The 14,789-nt window shown below is 31.9% G+C and carries 16 protein-coding genes; 8 read left to right on the top strand and 8 right to left on the bottom strand.

Annotated elements, in window-relative coordinates; genetic code table 11:
* Window positions 1-116: 116 nt before the first annotated feature.
* Window positions 117-1,565 (bottom strand): glyceraldehyde-3-phosphate dehydrogenase, encoded by a 1,449-nt coding sequence (locus H2650_RS04820; RefSeq protein WP_188049629.1) that lies wholly within the window; start codon window positions 1,563-1,565, stop codon window positions 117-119.
* A 230-nt stretch (window positions 1,566-1,795) separates the two neighbouring features.
* Here H2650_RS04820 and H2650_RS04825 point away from each other — a divergent pair, with 230 nt between their 5' ends.
* On the top strand, window positions 1,796-2,155 hold the full coding sequence (locus H2650_RS04825) for a hypothetical protein (protein ID WP_188049630.1): 360 nt from the start codon (window positions 1,796-1,798) through the stop codon (window positions 2,153-2,155).
* A gap of 133 nt (window positions 2,156-2,288) precedes the next feature.
* Here the strand turns inward: H2650_RS04825 and H2650_RS04830 are convergent, their stop codons facing one another.
* Window positions 2,289-3,689, bottom strand: coding sequence for a trypsin-like peptidase domain-containing protein (locus tag H2650_RS04830; protein ID WP_188049631.1), 1,401 nt, complete (start codon window positions 3,687-3,689; stop codon window positions 2,289-2,291).
* Between the two features lie 136 nt (window positions 3,690-3,825).
* Between H2650_RS04830 and dapF the strand changes: the two genes are divergently transcribed.
* The 5 genes from dapF to H2650_RS04855 all read left to right on the top strand — a co-directional run bounded on the left by dapF (window position 3,826) and on the right by H2650_RS04855 (window position 7,915).
* On the top strand, window positions 3,826-4,608 hold the full coding sequence (dapF, locus tag H2650_RS04835; protein ID WP_188049632.1) for a diaminopimelate epimerase: 783 nt from the start codon (window positions 3,826-3,828) through the stop codon (window positions 4,606-4,608).
* A gap of 10 nt (window positions 4,609-4,618) precedes the next feature.
* Complete coding sequence (locus H2650_RS04840) at window positions 4,619-5,152, top strand: GNAT family N-acetyltransferase (RefSeq protein ID WP_188049633.1); 534 nt, start codon at window positions 4,619-4,621, stop codon at window positions 5,150-5,152.
* A 64-nt stretch (window positions 5,153-5,216) separates the two neighbouring features.
* Window positions 5,217-6,257: an endolytic transglycosylase MltG gene (gene mltG / locus H2650_RS04845; protein WP_188049634.1), complete on the top strand. Its 1,041-nt coding sequence runs from the start codon at window positions 5,217-5,219 to the stop codon at window positions 6,255-6,257.
* Window positions 6,258-6,307: 50 nt separating this feature from the next.
* A complete protein-coding gene (locus H2650_RS04850) occupies window positions 6,308-7,177 on the top strand; it encodes a DUF2279 domain-containing protein (protein ID WP_188049635.1) in 870 nt (289 codons plus the stop codon).
* Window positions 7,178-7,273: 96 nt separating this feature from the next.
* Window positions 7,274-7,915, top strand: a complete 642-nt coding sequence (locus H2650_RS04855) for a peptidoglycan-binding protein LysM (protein WP_188049636.1) — start codon at window positions 7,274-7,276, stop codon at window positions 7,913-7,915.
* A gap of 72 nt (window positions 7,916-7,987) precedes the next feature.
* On the opposite strand, the gene scpA is transcribed toward H2650_RS04855, so the two are convergent.
* The 6 genes from scpA to udk form a co-directional block, all read right to left on the bottom strand.
* Window positions 7,988-10,129 carry a methylmalonyl-CoA mutase gene (gene scpA, locus H2650_RS04860; RefSeq protein WP_188049637.1) on the bottom strand — a complete coding sequence of 714 codons (2,142 nt, stop codon included), beginning with the start codon at window positions 10,127-10,129 and terminating at the stop codon, window positions 7,988-7,990.
* A gap of 33 nt (window positions 10,130-10,162) precedes the next feature.
* Complete coding sequence (locus H2650_RS04865) at window positions 10,163-10,465, bottom strand: type II toxin-antitoxin system RelE/ParE family toxin (RefSeq protein WP_188049638.1); 303 nt, start codon at window positions 10,463-10,465, stop codon at window positions 10,163-10,165.
* On the bottom strand, window positions 10,455-10,688 hold the full coding sequence (locus H2650_RS04870; protein WP_188049639.1) for a hypothetical protein: 234 nt from the start codon (window positions 10,686-10,688) through the stop codon (window positions 10,455-10,457). Before H2650_RS04870 ends, H2650_RS04865 begins: the two co-directional genes overlap by 11 nt.
* 37 nt (window positions 10,689-10,725) lie before the next feature.
* Complete coding sequence (locus H2650_RS04875; RefSeq protein WP_188049640.1) at window positions 10,726-12,096, bottom strand: methylmalonyl-CoA mutase subunit beta; 1,371 nt, start codon at window positions 12,094-12,096, stop codon at window positions 10,726-10,728.
* A 44-nt stretch (window positions 12,097-12,140) separates the two neighbouring features.
* Window positions 12,141-12,464 carry a septum formation initiator family protein gene (locus H2650_RS04880; RefSeq protein ID WP_188049641.1) on the bottom strand — a complete coding sequence of 108 codons (324 nt, stop codon included), beginning with the start codon at window positions 12,462-12,464 and terminating at the stop codon, window positions 12,141-12,143.
* A gap of 123 nt (window positions 12,465-12,587) precedes the next feature.
* Window positions 12,588-13,196: a uridine kinase gene (udk, locus tag H2650_RS04885; RefSeq protein ID WP_188049642.1), complete on the bottom strand. Its 609-nt coding sequence runs from the start codon at window positions 13,194-13,196 to the stop codon at window positions 12,588-12,590.
* 147 nt (window positions 13,197-13,343) lie between these two features.
* Here udk and H2650_RS04890 point away from each other — a divergent pair, with 147 nt between their 5' ends.
* Window positions 13,344-13,925: a Crp/Fnr family transcriptional regulator gene (locus H2650_RS04890; RefSeq protein WP_255462797.1), complete on the top strand. Its 582-nt coding sequence runs from the start codon at window positions 13,344-13,346 to the stop codon at window positions 13,923-13,925.
* An 89-nt stretch (window positions 13,926-14,014) separates the two neighbouring features.
* Complete coding sequence (locus H2650_RS04895; protein ID WP_188049643.1) at window positions 14,015-14,767, top strand: pirin family protein; 753 nt, start codon at window positions 14,015-14,017, stop codon at window positions 14,765-14,767.
* The last annotated feature ends 22 nt before the right edge of the window (window positions 14,768-14,789 follow it).

Below are 14,789 nucleotides of genomic sequence, written 5' to 3' on the forward strand. Positions count from 1 at the left end.
CCGTTATGAAAACGAGACGGATTTTATATTTAATTAAGATTGTATTATTATTTTTATTGAGTATGAGGATTAAGACTAAAAATAACAATCAGTATCTACAACCTGTATATAATTGGCTAGTAGTAAGTAAAACGTCTTACTTTGGCAATATATTTTGCTAATCTTATTACTTGGTGGCTGTAACCGTATTCGTTATCATACCATATATATAAAACAATATTGTTACCATCTTTTGAAACTATAGTAGCATTACTGTCATAAATGGCAGGTTGAGAAGTTCCAACAATATCTGAAGAAACCAACTCATTATTCATTGAATATTTAATTTGCTCAACAAGTTCTCCTTCTAGAGCATATTTTTTCATTATCGCATTGATTTCAGTAACTGAAGTTGCTTTTGAAACTTCAAGATTCAAAACTACTAATGAACCGTTAGGAACAGGAACTCGAATTGCATTTGAGGTTAGTTTTCCTTCTAAAGATGGCAATGCTTTTGCAACAGCACTTCCAGCCCCTGTTTCAGTAATTACCATGTTCAAAGCCGCTGCTCTTCCGCGACGGTACTTTTTATGCATGTTGTCTACTAAATTTTGGTCATTTGTGTAGGCATGAATAGTTTCTAAATGTCCTTTTACTACGCCTAATGTGTCTTCAACTGCTTTTAAAATAGGAGTGATTGCATTAGTTGTACAAGAAGCTGCAGAAAAAATATCAATTTCGTCAGGATTATATTCGTTCTGATTAACTCCATGAACAATATTTGGAACCCCTTTTCCAGGAGCTGTTAATAATACCTTATCAGCACCTTTTGATACTAAATGTCTGCTTAAAGCTTCGTGAGTAGTAAATGCACCCGTATTGTCAATAACTAAAGCTTTGTCGATTCCATAAAGAGTATAATCAATTTCTTCTGGAGAATTAGCTGTAATAATATGTACAGTTGTTCCATTGATAATCAAAGCATTGTTCTCTATATCAGCAGTTACTGAGCCTTCAAAATCACCATGAATCGAATCATATCTTAATAAAGAAGCTCTTTTTTCAAGTGTTGTAGCATCATTTTTATCACGTGTTACAATAGCTCTCAATCTTAACTGGCTTCCTTTACCTGTTTTTGACATTAATTCTCTAGCCAATAATCGACCAATTCTACCAAAACCATACAAAACCACATCTTTAGGATGAATTTCCTCAGAGTTTTTTGCATTTTTTAATTTGTCAATAACAAAATATTTGGCATCAGGATATTTGTCTTCTTCTAAAGCAAATTCATACGCTAGTTTTCCGATATCTAGTTTAGCAGGTGGTAGATCCAATTCTAAAATAGCTTTTGCAATTTTAACAGAATCGAAGATAGAAATTGGTTTTCCAACGAATTCACCAGCATAACCATGTAGGTTGATGATATCGCTTACATTTCGATCTATTAATTGATTGCGGAATAAAACCATTTCTATGGATTTATCGTACCATAAATCACTAATGATTTTGATAAGTTTTACTCCTGCACGTCGCCTGTCGGCTTGAAAAGAGACTTCTTTTTCGTATAAAGTTGTAGTAGCCATGTTGAAAATTTAATGAAAATAAGTTAGTGTATTTTTTAAAATTTGGTGCAAAAGTACCCATTTCAATCGATTTCGTAACTTGTTTTTCGAAATATTTATAAAAAAATATTTGTCATTTTAAATTTGTGTTACTCTTAAAAGTTTAAAAATGTGATTTATGATTTCAGCTATAAGTAAATTTAAACACGCAAATTGATTATTTAAAAAATAAGAATATTCAAATTAAAAAATTGAAAAGTGAAATTAGTGCTATTCAACACTCTTCTTCCTATTATTTGGAAGAAAAAAACGGAAAATTAACTGCTCTATTAGAGTCTCATTTGATGACAGAAAATAATTGGTTACTCTTTAAAAGGGAATTTAAAAAAGAGTTTCCTGATTTTTACCAAATGATTTTATCAGAATTTAAAGAAATTACCGATTCTAATATGCGTATTTTATTGTTGCAAAAACTTAATTTTAGTAATAGTGAAATAGCTGAATTGTTAGGTGTTACCATTGACGCGATAAAGAAATCAAAACAAAGATTGAAAAATAAGTTAGGAAGTCGTTACGGAAAACTAGAAAATAATTTAAATATAAATACATGATTTATTTTATTAAGAAAGTTTAAAAAACATCTTGCTTAAAAGTTACTTGTAATAATTTTAAAAAAAAAGTCTCCTAAAAATAAATTTAGGAGACTTAATTACATTTGGTATTTAACAATAACTTTATTTTAGTTTAAATAATAACACGGATTACTTCTCCATTTTTATTAATCATTTCTAAACGTACAGTTTGATTTTCTTCTTTTTTATTAATAATCTTAGCTACAGTTTCAATATCTGTTGCTTTTACATTATCAATGCTCAAGATTATATTTCCTCTTAATTCAGCATCATATTGTTTTAAGTTTTCACTTGTGATCGATTTTATTTTGACACCATAATCAATTTTAAATTTCTTTTTGTCTGCTGCGTCTAAGTTTTCTAATTCGATTCCTTTAAATTCAGTACTAAAAAATTCATTTTTACTTAGAATTACAGGAACGACCTTTGTACTTCCATTTCTAATATAAGTAACTTGTATTTTATCATTGGGTCTTTTTGTATTGATGTATCCAGAAAGATCTGCAAAAGTGGCAATGCTTTGATCGTCTAATTTGATGATAACATCTCCTTTTGTTAATCCAGATTTTTCAGCACCAGAATTTTTAGTTACCTTATTAATGTAAAAACCTTGTGTTTGAGAAATACCTAATTCTTTAGATGCGATTCCGTTTAATTCCCCACCTTCAACCCCTAAAATTCCTCTTTGAACATTACCAAATTCCATCAAGTCTTCGATTATTTTTCTTGCAATGTTGGACGGTACAGCAAATGAATATCCAACATACGATCCTGTCATCGAAGAAATCATGGTATTAATACCAATTAATTCGCCACGAGTATTTACTAATGCACCACCACTGTTTCCAGGATTTACAGCCGCATCTGTTTGTATAAACGATTGTATTCCGCTAGTGTTAAGGTCTCGCGCTTTCGCTGAAACAATTCCGGCAGTTACTGTTGAGGTTAAATTGTAAGGATTTCCTACTGCTAAAACCCACTCTCCAACTTTAACAGAATCTGAATTGGCAAAAACGGTGTACGGTAATTTTTCATTAGCATCAATCTTCAATAAGGCAATATCCATTTTTGAATCGGTTCCGATCAATTTTGCCTGATACGATTTTTTATTGTTCAAGGTAATTTGAATTTCAGATGCTCCTTGTATTACATGATTATTAGTAACAATATATCCATCTTCTGAAATTATTACTCCAGATCCTGTTCCTACTTGTTCTTGAGATTGTCCTCCTTTGTATCCATAAAAATATTCTAAGATCGGATTGCTTACCGTTCTTCTAGAAACGTTCTTTACGTGAACAACGGTATGAATTGTCTTATCTGCAGCTTCAGTAAAATCGAGCACATCAGCTGATAATCCTATTTTTTTAGAATAAGAATCTGGAGCAGTAGTAACGGTTCCGTTTTTCTGCTGAGAAAAATACCCATTTGTGTCAAATAATACTTTGTAAGCGCCTAGTGTTACTGTTCCACTTAATAACGAAACCAATAAAAGTGTTGAAAATTTTTTCATATTAAATTCGTTTTAAAATATTTTATACGTAAAATTAACACTAAAATCATTCCATAATTTCTAGTTTAACGCTCTTTAACAATGATTAACATTTCATTAATAGTTCGTACTTTTGTGTAAATTAATACATCCTAAAATGCAATTAGAATTTTTTAAATACCAAGGAACAGGCAACGACTTTGTAATGGTAGATAATCGCACCAATTTTTTTCCAAAAGAGAATACAAAACTAATTGCTCAATTGTGTGACAGACGTTTTGGCATCGGTGCAGACGGCTTGATTTTGTTGGAAAACGATACCGAAACAGATTTTAAAATGGTCTATTACAATTCTGATGGTAATCAAAGTTCAATGTGCGGTAATGGAGGTAGATGTCTAGTTGCTTTTGCTAAAAAATTAAATGTGATCCAAAAAACAACTACTTTCATGGCAACAGATGGCTTACATCATGCTCATATTAGTGACGATGGATTAGTTGCACTTCAAATGATTGATGTTTCTGATGTGAATGTTAATCCGGAATTTGTATTCCTTAATACAGGATCTCCACATCATGTTCAGTTAGTCAACAATTTAGAACAGTATAATGTAAAAGAAAACGGTTCTCAAATTAGATACAGTGAATTGTATGGAAAAGAAGGAAGTAATATCAATTTTGTCAAGCAAATTGACGAAAGTACTTTTACTTTAAGAACTTATGAAAGAGGCGTAGAAGATGAAACACTATCTTGCGGAACAGGTGCTACCGCAGTTGCTATAGCAATGAATGTACTGGGTAAAACAGATTCTTGTACTGTAAATTTGAATGTACAAGGTGGTAAATTAATCGTTTCTTTTGTAAAAGAGGATTCTGTTTTCAAAAAAGTAATGCTTAAAGGGCCGGCAAAATTCGTTTTTAATGGAATTATTGAAATTTAATAACGTAAAAATGAAAACATTAAAAGGCAGTACTATTTATCTTCGTGCATTAGAACCAAATGATTTAGAGTTTATTTATGCAATAGAAAATGACCAAACTATTTGGGAAGTTAGTAATACGCACACCCCATATAGTCGTTTTTTAGTGAAACAATATTTAGAGAATGCACATCAAGATATTTACGAAGCCAAGCAATTGCGTTTGGCTATTTGCAAAGATCAAGATTTTCCAGCATTAGGATTAGTAGATTTATTTGATTTTGATCCAAAAAATAATAGAGCAGGAGTGGGTATTGTTTTACAAGGCACTGAAAACAGAAATCAAAACATTGGTTCTGAAGCATTAGAGCTATTAATTGAATATGCATTTTCTAATTTAAATTTACATCAATTATATGCAAATATTGGTACTGAAAATGTAGCAAGTAATGCACTTTTTACTAAATTTGGATTCGAAATGATTGGTGTGAAAAAAGAATGGACTTTTGTAAAAGGAAAATACAAAGACGAAGCTCTTTTTCAATTGATCAATACTACTTTCTGATTTTTATTTAAAAATCAGTTACCAAAGCTTTTAAATAGATATTCTACAAAATAAAATGCCACAAATGAAATTAAAAAAAATTATAACAATAGTAGCTGTTGCTTTAATAACGGTATTATTAATTTACGGATTTATTCTCTTAAACCAAATTTTTTCGCCGAATACAAAATTCTCAGAAAACGAAGTGTATGTATATGTTCCTACTGATTCTAACTATAAGGATGTACAAAAAATACTTGCACCTTACGTAGAAAATATGGATCGTTTTGATTTGGTTGCAGATAAACGAGGGTATTCCGACAATGTGATTCCAGGTCGTTTTTTATTAACAAAAGACATGAATAGTTTTGCGCTAGTAAAAACAATGAGGCTTAATTCTGCTGTGAAATTAGCTTTTAATAATCAAGAGCGTATTGAGGATTTAGCCGGACGTGTGGGTTCGCAAATAGAAGCAGACAGTCTTTCACTACTTACTTCTTTTAAAGATTCTATTTTTTTAAAGGAAAACGGATTTAATGAAGAAAATGTGTTAGCGATGTTTATTCCAAATACTTACGAAGTATACTGGAACACCACTGCGTTTAAGTTCCGTGATAAAATGATCAAGGAATACCGTAGTTTTTGGACTAAGGAAAGAGTGGCTAAAGCAGAAAAACAAGGTTTAACCCCAATTGAAGCAACAATATTAGCTTCTATCGTTCATAAAGAATCGGTTAAAAAAGATGAAAGACCAAGGATTGCAGGTGTTTATTTAAATCGTTTAAGAGCAGGAATGCCACTTCAGGCTGATCCTACGGTAATTTATGCCATCAAAAAGAAATCGAATGATTTTGAGCAAATTATCAAAAGAGTTTTTTATAATGATTTGACAATGAGTCATCCTTATAATACTTATAAAAATTTGGGACTACCTCCAGGGCCTATTGCTATGCCTGATATTACTGCTCTTGAAGCGGTATTGAACCCAGAGAAAAACGACTTTATTTATTTTTGTGCAAGTATTGAACGTTTTGGATATCATGAATTTGCTGCTACATTAGCTGAACATAATTTAAATGCAAAAAAATATTCTGACTGGATTAACAGTCAAGGAGTCAAAAGATAGTTTTGAAATTTAAAGTACCACTTCTTTTTTTTATTTTAATATATTTTCAAATGGGCTATTCTCAAAAGAGTCCATTTGAAAATACATTAAGGCCATCAGATTCTTTAAATCACATCAGAAAAAATACTGTTCTTATTTCAGAAATTGCAATTGGTGCGGGAACTTTGATCGGTTTAAATCAACTTTGGTATGCTGATTATCCCAGATCAAATTTTCATTTTATAAATGACAATTCAGACTGGCTACAAATGGATAAAGCAGGGCATGCATTTTCTTCATACCATTTGGGTCGATTGAGTTCAGAAATGCTAAAATGGAGTGGAGTTTCTAAGAGAAAACAGTTACTCTACGGATCGGGTGTGGGATTTGTATTTCTTACCGCTGTTGAGGTACTAGATGGATATTCATCACAATGGGGAGCCTCTACTGGAGATATTATAGCGAATGCTTCGGGAACGGCTTTATATGTTTCACAAGAGTTAATCTGGAACGAACAACGTATAACCCCAAAATTCTCTTTTCACACTACAAAATATGCTGATTTAAGACCTGATGTTTTAGGAAGTTCTTTTTCTGAACAAATTCTAAAGGATTATAATGGTCAAACATATTGGCTTTCCTTTAATTTATATTCTTTTGCAAAAGGAACTAAAATTCCTAAATGGCTAAATCTGGCTGTTGGTTATGGAGCAGAAGCAATGATTTCAGCAAATCAAAAAAATAATAGTATTTATTCTTCAACTGGTACAAGGCCATTTAGGCAGTTTTATCTAAGTTTAGATATTAATCTTACAAAAATTAACACAAATTCTTCTTTACTTAAAACTCTTTTTTCTGTTATAAATACTATTAAGGTTCCAGCCCCAACAATTGAGTTTAAGCGTTTTAACGATGTAAAATACCACTTAATCTATTTTTAGAAAACTTTAACTATCTGATTATCAGTATAAATAATTTTATTGTATCTTTGCACGTAGAAATTTCATAACGGGACAGCGTTTGAAGAAAAACAATTTATGATAAAGAAATGGTATTTTTATACAAGTCTAACTGTTATTACAGTTTTTTTAAGTTTAGGTTTTAAACCTGCTAATTTAGAAACCCACCCCTGGTTTCTAATAAATGAAGAAGATGGTACACACTACTTATATCCATCTCAAGAAGCGGAGGAGTACACTAATTTAAGTATCCCTTTTACTGGTAATTTCTTTGTTGGTTTCAGAGAAGCAGTTGGCTTTAAAGAATCAGAAAGCAAATACAAAAAAATTAATTCCTTAGGTTATATGGGTAAATACCAATTTGGTATTGAAACATTAAAATCTGTAGGTATTAATGATAGGGTTGCTTTTCTGAATAGTCCTGAATTGCAAGAAAAAGCTTTTTTGGCTCTTTTAGCTAAGAATAAATGGGAATTAAAAAATGAAATTGAAAAATACGAAGGTACTGTTATGAATGGTCTTCGCATTACAGAATCAGGAATATTAGCGGCTGCTCATCTTGGTGGTGCTGGTTCTGTAAAGAAATTCTTTCGGTACAATGGAAAACGCAATTTTACGGATGCCTATGGAACTTCAATAAGAAGTTATATGAAAATGTTTGGTGGCTATGATACTTCATTCATTGTTGCTGACGTAAATGCAAAAGCAAAAAATATTTAAAATAGTATATAGAATAAAAAAAGAGGGCTATCATTATTTGATAGCCTTCTTTTTTTTTAAACAGTAAAAATATTATTCTTTACTTTCTTCAAAACTTCCCATTAAAATTTCTAATATTTTAATTGCTGCTTCACTGATTTTTGTTCCAGGTCCAAAAACCGCTACAGCACCAGAGTCAAACAAAAACTGGTAATCTTGTGCGGGAATCACTCCTCCAACAACTACCATAATATCTTCACGACCATATTTTTTAAGCTCTGCTATCACTTGAGGAACTAATGTTTTATGTCCTGCTGCTAATGAAGAAACACCTAAAATGTGAACATCATTTTCTATGGCCTGTTTTGCTGCTTCCTCAGGGGTTTGAAAAAGAGGACCTATGTCAACATCAAAACCAACATCAGCGTAACCAGTAGCAACAACTTTGGCTCCGCGATCGTGACCGTCTTGCCCCATTTTTGCTATCATGATTCGAGGTCTTCGTCCCTCTTGCTTAGCAAATTCATCAGCCATTTGTTTTGCTTTTTCAAAACTTTTGTCGTCTTTTATCTCTTTACTATACACACCGCTAAAGGATTTAATTTGTGCTTTGTATCTTCCGAAAACTGTTTCTAATGCATCGCTAATTTCTCCTAATGTGGTTCTATTTCGAGCAGCATCAACAGCTAAATCTAGTAAATTACCTTCGCCAGTTTGAGCACATAGTATTAATTTTTTTAGAGAATTTTGCACTTTTTCGGAATCTCTAGTTGCCTTAATGCGGTCTAATTGCTCTAATTGTTGTTTGCGAACCATTTGGTTATCTACATCCAATATTTGCAAAGGGTCTTCTTTTTCTAATCGATATTGATTGACTCCAACTATAATATCTTGTCCACTATCAATACGTGCTTGTTTCCTTGCAGCTGCTTCTTCTATACGCAATTTTGGAATTCCAGATTCGATTGCTTTGGTCATTCCTCCCAATTCCTCAACCTCTTCTATTAGTTTCCAAGCATTTTCAGCGATTTCATTGGTCAAACTTTCTACATAGTAACTTCCTGCCCAAGGATCTACTGTTTTAGTGATTTTTGTTTCCTCTTGTAAATACAATTGTGTATTTCTAGCAATTCTAGCAGAAAAATCGGTTGGTAATGCAATAGCTTCATCCAGCGCATTGGTGTGTAGCGATTGTGTTCCTCCAAATGCTGCTGCGGCAGCTTCAATACAAGTTCGTGCTACATTGTTAAAAGGATCTTGTTCAGTTAAACTCCAACCAGAAGTTTGGCAATGCGTTCTAAGAGCTAAAGATTTATCATCTTTTGGTTCAAATTGTTTGACCAATTTTGCCCATATCATTCTCCCTGCACGCATTTTGGCAATTTCCATAAAATGGTTCATTCCAATTGCCCAGAAAAAGGATAATCTTGGTGCAAATTCGTCAATTTTCATTCCTGTTGCTAAACCAGTTCTAATGTATTCTAATCCGTCCGCTAACGTGTAAGCCAACTCAATGTCAGCAGTTGCTCCCGCTTCTTGCATGTGGTATCCAGAAATTGAAATTGAATTGAATTTCGGCATTTTTTTACTGGTATATTCAAAGATATCAGCAATGATTTTCATAGACGGCGTTGGCGGATAGATATACGTATTACGCACCATAAACTCTTTCAAAATATCATTTTGAATCGTTCCAGAAAGTAATTCCGGTTTCACTCCTTGTTCTTCCGCAGCTACAATATAGAAAGCCATAATTGGTAAAACGGCCCCGTTCATCGTCATAGAAACAGACATTTCATCCAAGGGGATTTGGTCGAATAATACTTTCATATCTTCTACAGAGTCGATAGCAACACCAGCTTTTCCTACATCACCAACTACGCGCTCATGATCGGAATCATAGCCACGATGTGTAGGTAAATCAAAAGCGATAGAAAGTCCTTTTTGACCAGCCGCTAAATTTCTTCTGTAAAAAGCGTTACTTTCCTCCGCTGTTGAAAATCCCGCATATTGACGAACTGTCCAGGGTCTGCGAACATACATAGTGGCATAAGGTCCGCGTAAATTTGGCGCAAAGCCAGCTCCAAAATCAAGATGATGAAGATTTTGTATATCTTTTTCGGAGTAGGTTTGTTTCAGTTCAATATTTTCAGCAGTTAGAAAACTTTTTTCGTCTGCACGTACTGCTTTATCTTGTGACTGTCCTAGTTTTATATGTTGTATGTCTTTTCTCATTTCATTAATACTGATTATTGAACACTAAAACAGTTAGTGGTTTTTTAGGTTCTTCCAAGTCTTAGAATCTCTAGATGAATGTATAATCGCTTTAATAATAATTTCTTTTTTATTTATTTCAAAATGAATTAAATATGGGAAAGTTTTAATTAATGCTACTCTTGTTGAATCATATCTTATTTGGTAAATTTTAGGATTATACCTAATTATTTTAACCTCTTCACGTATTGAATTTAAGAATTGTTTTTCTAAACCTTTTTGAATGTTTTGATACCAATCTACTATTTCAATTAAATCATTTTTGGCTAATGGTAGAATTTTTAGATTATAAATCATCTTCCATTTCTTTTAAAACATCGTCAAAATTTAAAATATTTTTTGGATTTTTTAAATATTCTTTAGTTCTTTCCCTAACTTCATCTATTTGCCATTGTGGAATTTCATATGAATTTAGTTTAGGTAAAATAATTACTTCCACTTCTTCAGCTTTAAAATCATCAGGTAAAGTGATACTTATTTTCTGGTTCTTTACTTTTACAAATTGTCGAATAGCTTCCATAATTTTATTGTTTATATTAAATAATGCAAAAAAGGAATTAATTATCTTCTAATTTCAAACGCTCTTGTTCTAAGCTTTCCGCTAAACGCTTTTCGATTATCGGTTTGATTAATGTTTTTCTTGGATTTTGCTTTACGAAAGGGAACAATTCTAAATCCTCTTTCATTCTATCTTGTTTATTAGGATGCTTGTTGGTTCCTAATAATATTTCTTTTCCCGTATCAAATAAATCTTGCTCGGCATCGGCACTTTCTTGAATTTTTCTTTTGATAATTCCGTCATTCAGTTGTTTAAGAAAACCACCATTTGCCTCGATATCTTTGAATAATGTTAGCGATTTTTCCGCTAATTGATTGGTAAGGTTTTCTATATAATAACTTCCGTCAGCTGGATTATTTACTTTATCAAAATAGCTTTCATTTTTTAAAATCAACAATTGGTTTCTGGCTATTCGATCACCAAATTCATTGTCTTTGTGGTATAAAGCATCGTAAGGTAAATTAGCAATAGCATTTGCACCGCCAATAATAGCACTCATACATTCGGTTGTAGTACGTAACATGTTTACATTATAATCGTATAATGTTTTATTTCGTTTTGTAGGTGAAACTATAATGTTACAATCTAAATTATGGTTGTATTCTTTAGCGATAAGATTAAATAATAGTCTCAATGCACGTAATTTTGCAATCTCAAAAAAGTAGTTTGTTCCTACTGCTACTTTAAAAACTATAGGTTGCTCGATCGACTCTATTCTATTAAAATATTCATTGACATGACCTAAACTATAGGCAATTTGCTGAACAATAGTTGCACCAGCATTCTGATACAAAGAAGAATTAATGCTGATTAAAGAAATCGCTTTGGTTTGTTTTGAAAGTAAATTTAGTGTTTCAAAATTATTTTTTTCTTTGGTCGTAAACCAATTGCCGTCTTTGGCTAATTGTCCAATTGGATCTAGATTACAAAAGATAGTTGTGTTGGTTTTGGCAGCAAAAGCGTCAATCTTTTTTACGAAATCGGTTGAAATAAAGCTTAGGTTAAAATAAACAGTAACATTAGATAACGGCAAATTCTCTAATAAATTGGTAATATCAATCGATTCATTTTCAATTGAAAATCGAATACTGTCTGCGCCACGACATAGTGTATTTATGGCTCTTTCAATTGATTTTTCTACATCATACACAAAGATGTTTTGACATATTTTAAATTGAGTCGCTTTTGTGGCAACAGAAAATGTTTTACCCAGTTCATCCTTATGGTAAAACGGTTTTACCTGAATATCTTCTGGAGAATTCCAAACTAAGGTTTCATTGTAATCAGCTCCCTTGAGTTCAAATTGAATTTTTTGTTTCCACTGTTTAGAAGAAATGGGATTGAAATCATCGAAAAGAGTAGCAGCCATTTTATTCGTTTATTATGTGATGGTTTTTAATAATCAAAACTTAATTATTTTTTTTCAATTGTGTCGCCTTCAAATTCTATTATATAAATATCTTCACTATCTTTTTTCATATAGTATTTTTCGCGGGCGTATTTTTCTATCTGTTCGGAGTTTTTTAATTGCTTAATGTTCTCCTGATCTTTCCTTATTTCTTCTTTATAATAGGAAGCATTATCCTCAAGATCTTGAATTTGCTGGTCTAAAATTCGATGATCAAAATAAGAATAATTATCTAAAAAAGTCATCCATATACAAAAGAACATTAGTACCCAAACGTATTTGTTACTTAAAAATTTAAACCAAGGTTTGTCTTTATATGGATTTTTCATTTTTTTATTTTTAGCCCCGATTGTAATGGAAATCCTTTTTTCCTCGTTCTTTAGAGGGAAAAAGATTGAAATGAAAAGCGGGAATAGCTCCTAATCATTAGTAAATTTAAAAATACAACTAATTTAAAGTATTTTTTGATTAATTACTGCCCGGACTACATCTATGGCTACTGTATTGTATTTGTCGTTTGGAATAATGATATCAGCAAATGCTTTTGTAGGCTCTATAAACTGTTCGTGCATTGGTTTTAATGTAGTTTGATATCTGTTAATAACCTCTGTCATATCTCGTCCGCGTTCTGCGATATCTCTTTTCAGACGGCGAATTAATCTTTCGTCAGAATCAGCATGAACATATATTTTTACATCAAAAAGTTCTCTTAACTCTGGGTTTGCGAGAATTAATATTCCCTCTACAATCATCACTTTTCTGGGATGAGTAAAAACAGTATCATCGGTTCTGTTGTGTGTTACAAAAGAATATACGGGTTGATTGATGTTATTTCCTTCCTTTAATTCTTTGAGATGTGCTACCAATAATTCAAAATCAATTGCGCGAGGATGATCAAAGTTAATTAAAGCTCTTTCGTCAAAAGAGAGACCGTGATTTTCTTTGTAATACGAGTCTTGAGAAATAATACCGACTTCTGTTTCGGGTAATTCATTCATAATCTGATGTACAACGGTTGTTTTTCCGCTTCCCGTACCACCTGCAATTCCAATAATGAGCATAAAATTTCTGTTATATTTATAGTGGTACAAAAGTAGGAATTTAATCGGGAGTGAATTTTGTTTTAGTAGAAATATTTGCTAATTTAATAGGTCTAGTATTCATTTTTGATAAACATTTTTTATCTTTAGTTTCTAAAACTACTCACTTTGCATTCACAAATCAATACTAATATAGGAAGATACGTCTCTTTTGACACTAATGAATTAGCTATTTTTAATTCCTTAATGGAGTTTAAAGCTGTTCCTAAAAAAACGATTTTGCTTCATGAAGGTGAAATGTGCAATTTTGAAGCTTTTGTTATTAAAGGCTGTGTTCGAAAGTATTATATTGATGCCAATGGCTTTGAAGTTATTCTTCAGTTTGCCATTGAAAATGCTTGGATTAGTGATATTTCGTTTAGTATCTATGAAAAAAATCCGAGTAGAGTTTATATTGAAACTATAGAAGATTGTGAGTTCTTTATGTTTAATCCCGAAACGAAAGAAGAGCTTTTTAGTAAAGCACCAAAGTTTGAACGTGCTTTTCGAATTTTGATGCAACGCAGTTTGGCCGTTACTCAAGAACGACTTTTTAATACTATTTCTAAAACTGCTACAGAAAAATATATAGAGTTTTTAGAACATTATCCAGCACTTCCGCAACGTGTTGCTCAACATTTCATAGCGTCTTATTTGGGTATTTCGGCTGAATTTTTGAGTAAAATAAGGACAAAAATGGCAAAACATTAAATTTCATTTTTTTTTATTTCTTGTCCTAGTTCAATGTATTGACTTTTTTTTTGACGCAACTTTGTACCATAAAATTAAAGAAAACGACAATGGAAAATAAAGATACTACCGTAAACCATAAAATTGCTAATTACATTTTGCATAAAGCCGATTCTCGAGGTCATGCCAATCATGGCTGGTTAGAGTCCTATCACACTTTTAGTTTTGCGAATTATCAAAATAAGGATCGCATGAATTTTGGTGTTTTGCGAGTGCTTAATGATGATAGAGTAAATCAGGGAATGGGTTTTGGAAAACATCCGCACGATAACATGGAGATTATTTCTATTCCGCTAGAAGGTGATTTAGAACATCAAGATAGTATGGGAAATACCACTGTTATCAAAGAAGGTGATATTCAGATTATGAGTGCTGGAACAGGGATATTTCACAGTGAGAAAAATAAGAATCAGAATCAATTAGTTAAGTTTTTGCAGATTTGGATCTATCCTAACAAAAAAAATGTAACTCCGCGTTATGACCAAATTACTCTTGATCTAAAAGATCGCCATAATAAATTACAGCAAATATTATCTCCAAATCCAGAGGATGAAGGGGTTTGGCTTCATCAAGATGCTTGGTTTCATATAGGGAGATTTGATAAAGGATTCTCCAATTCTTATCCATTAAAAAAATCAGGAAACGGAATTTATGCTTTTGTTTTGAAAGGCGATTTTACGGTAGGAGACATTCATCTTAATGAACGTGATGGTTTAGGAATTTGGGATACGGAATCTATCAAAATAACTGCTGATTCCGAAGGAGCAGAAATTTTATTGATGGAAGTACCGATGCAATTATAATTTAACAAATAAAAAAATAAAT

This window comes from Flavobacterium sp. GP15 (assembly GCF_014281985.1).
GTDB classification, from domain to species: Bacteria; Bacteroidota; Bacteroidia; order Flavobacteriales; family Flavobacteriaceae; genus Flavobacterium; species Flavobacterium pygoscelis.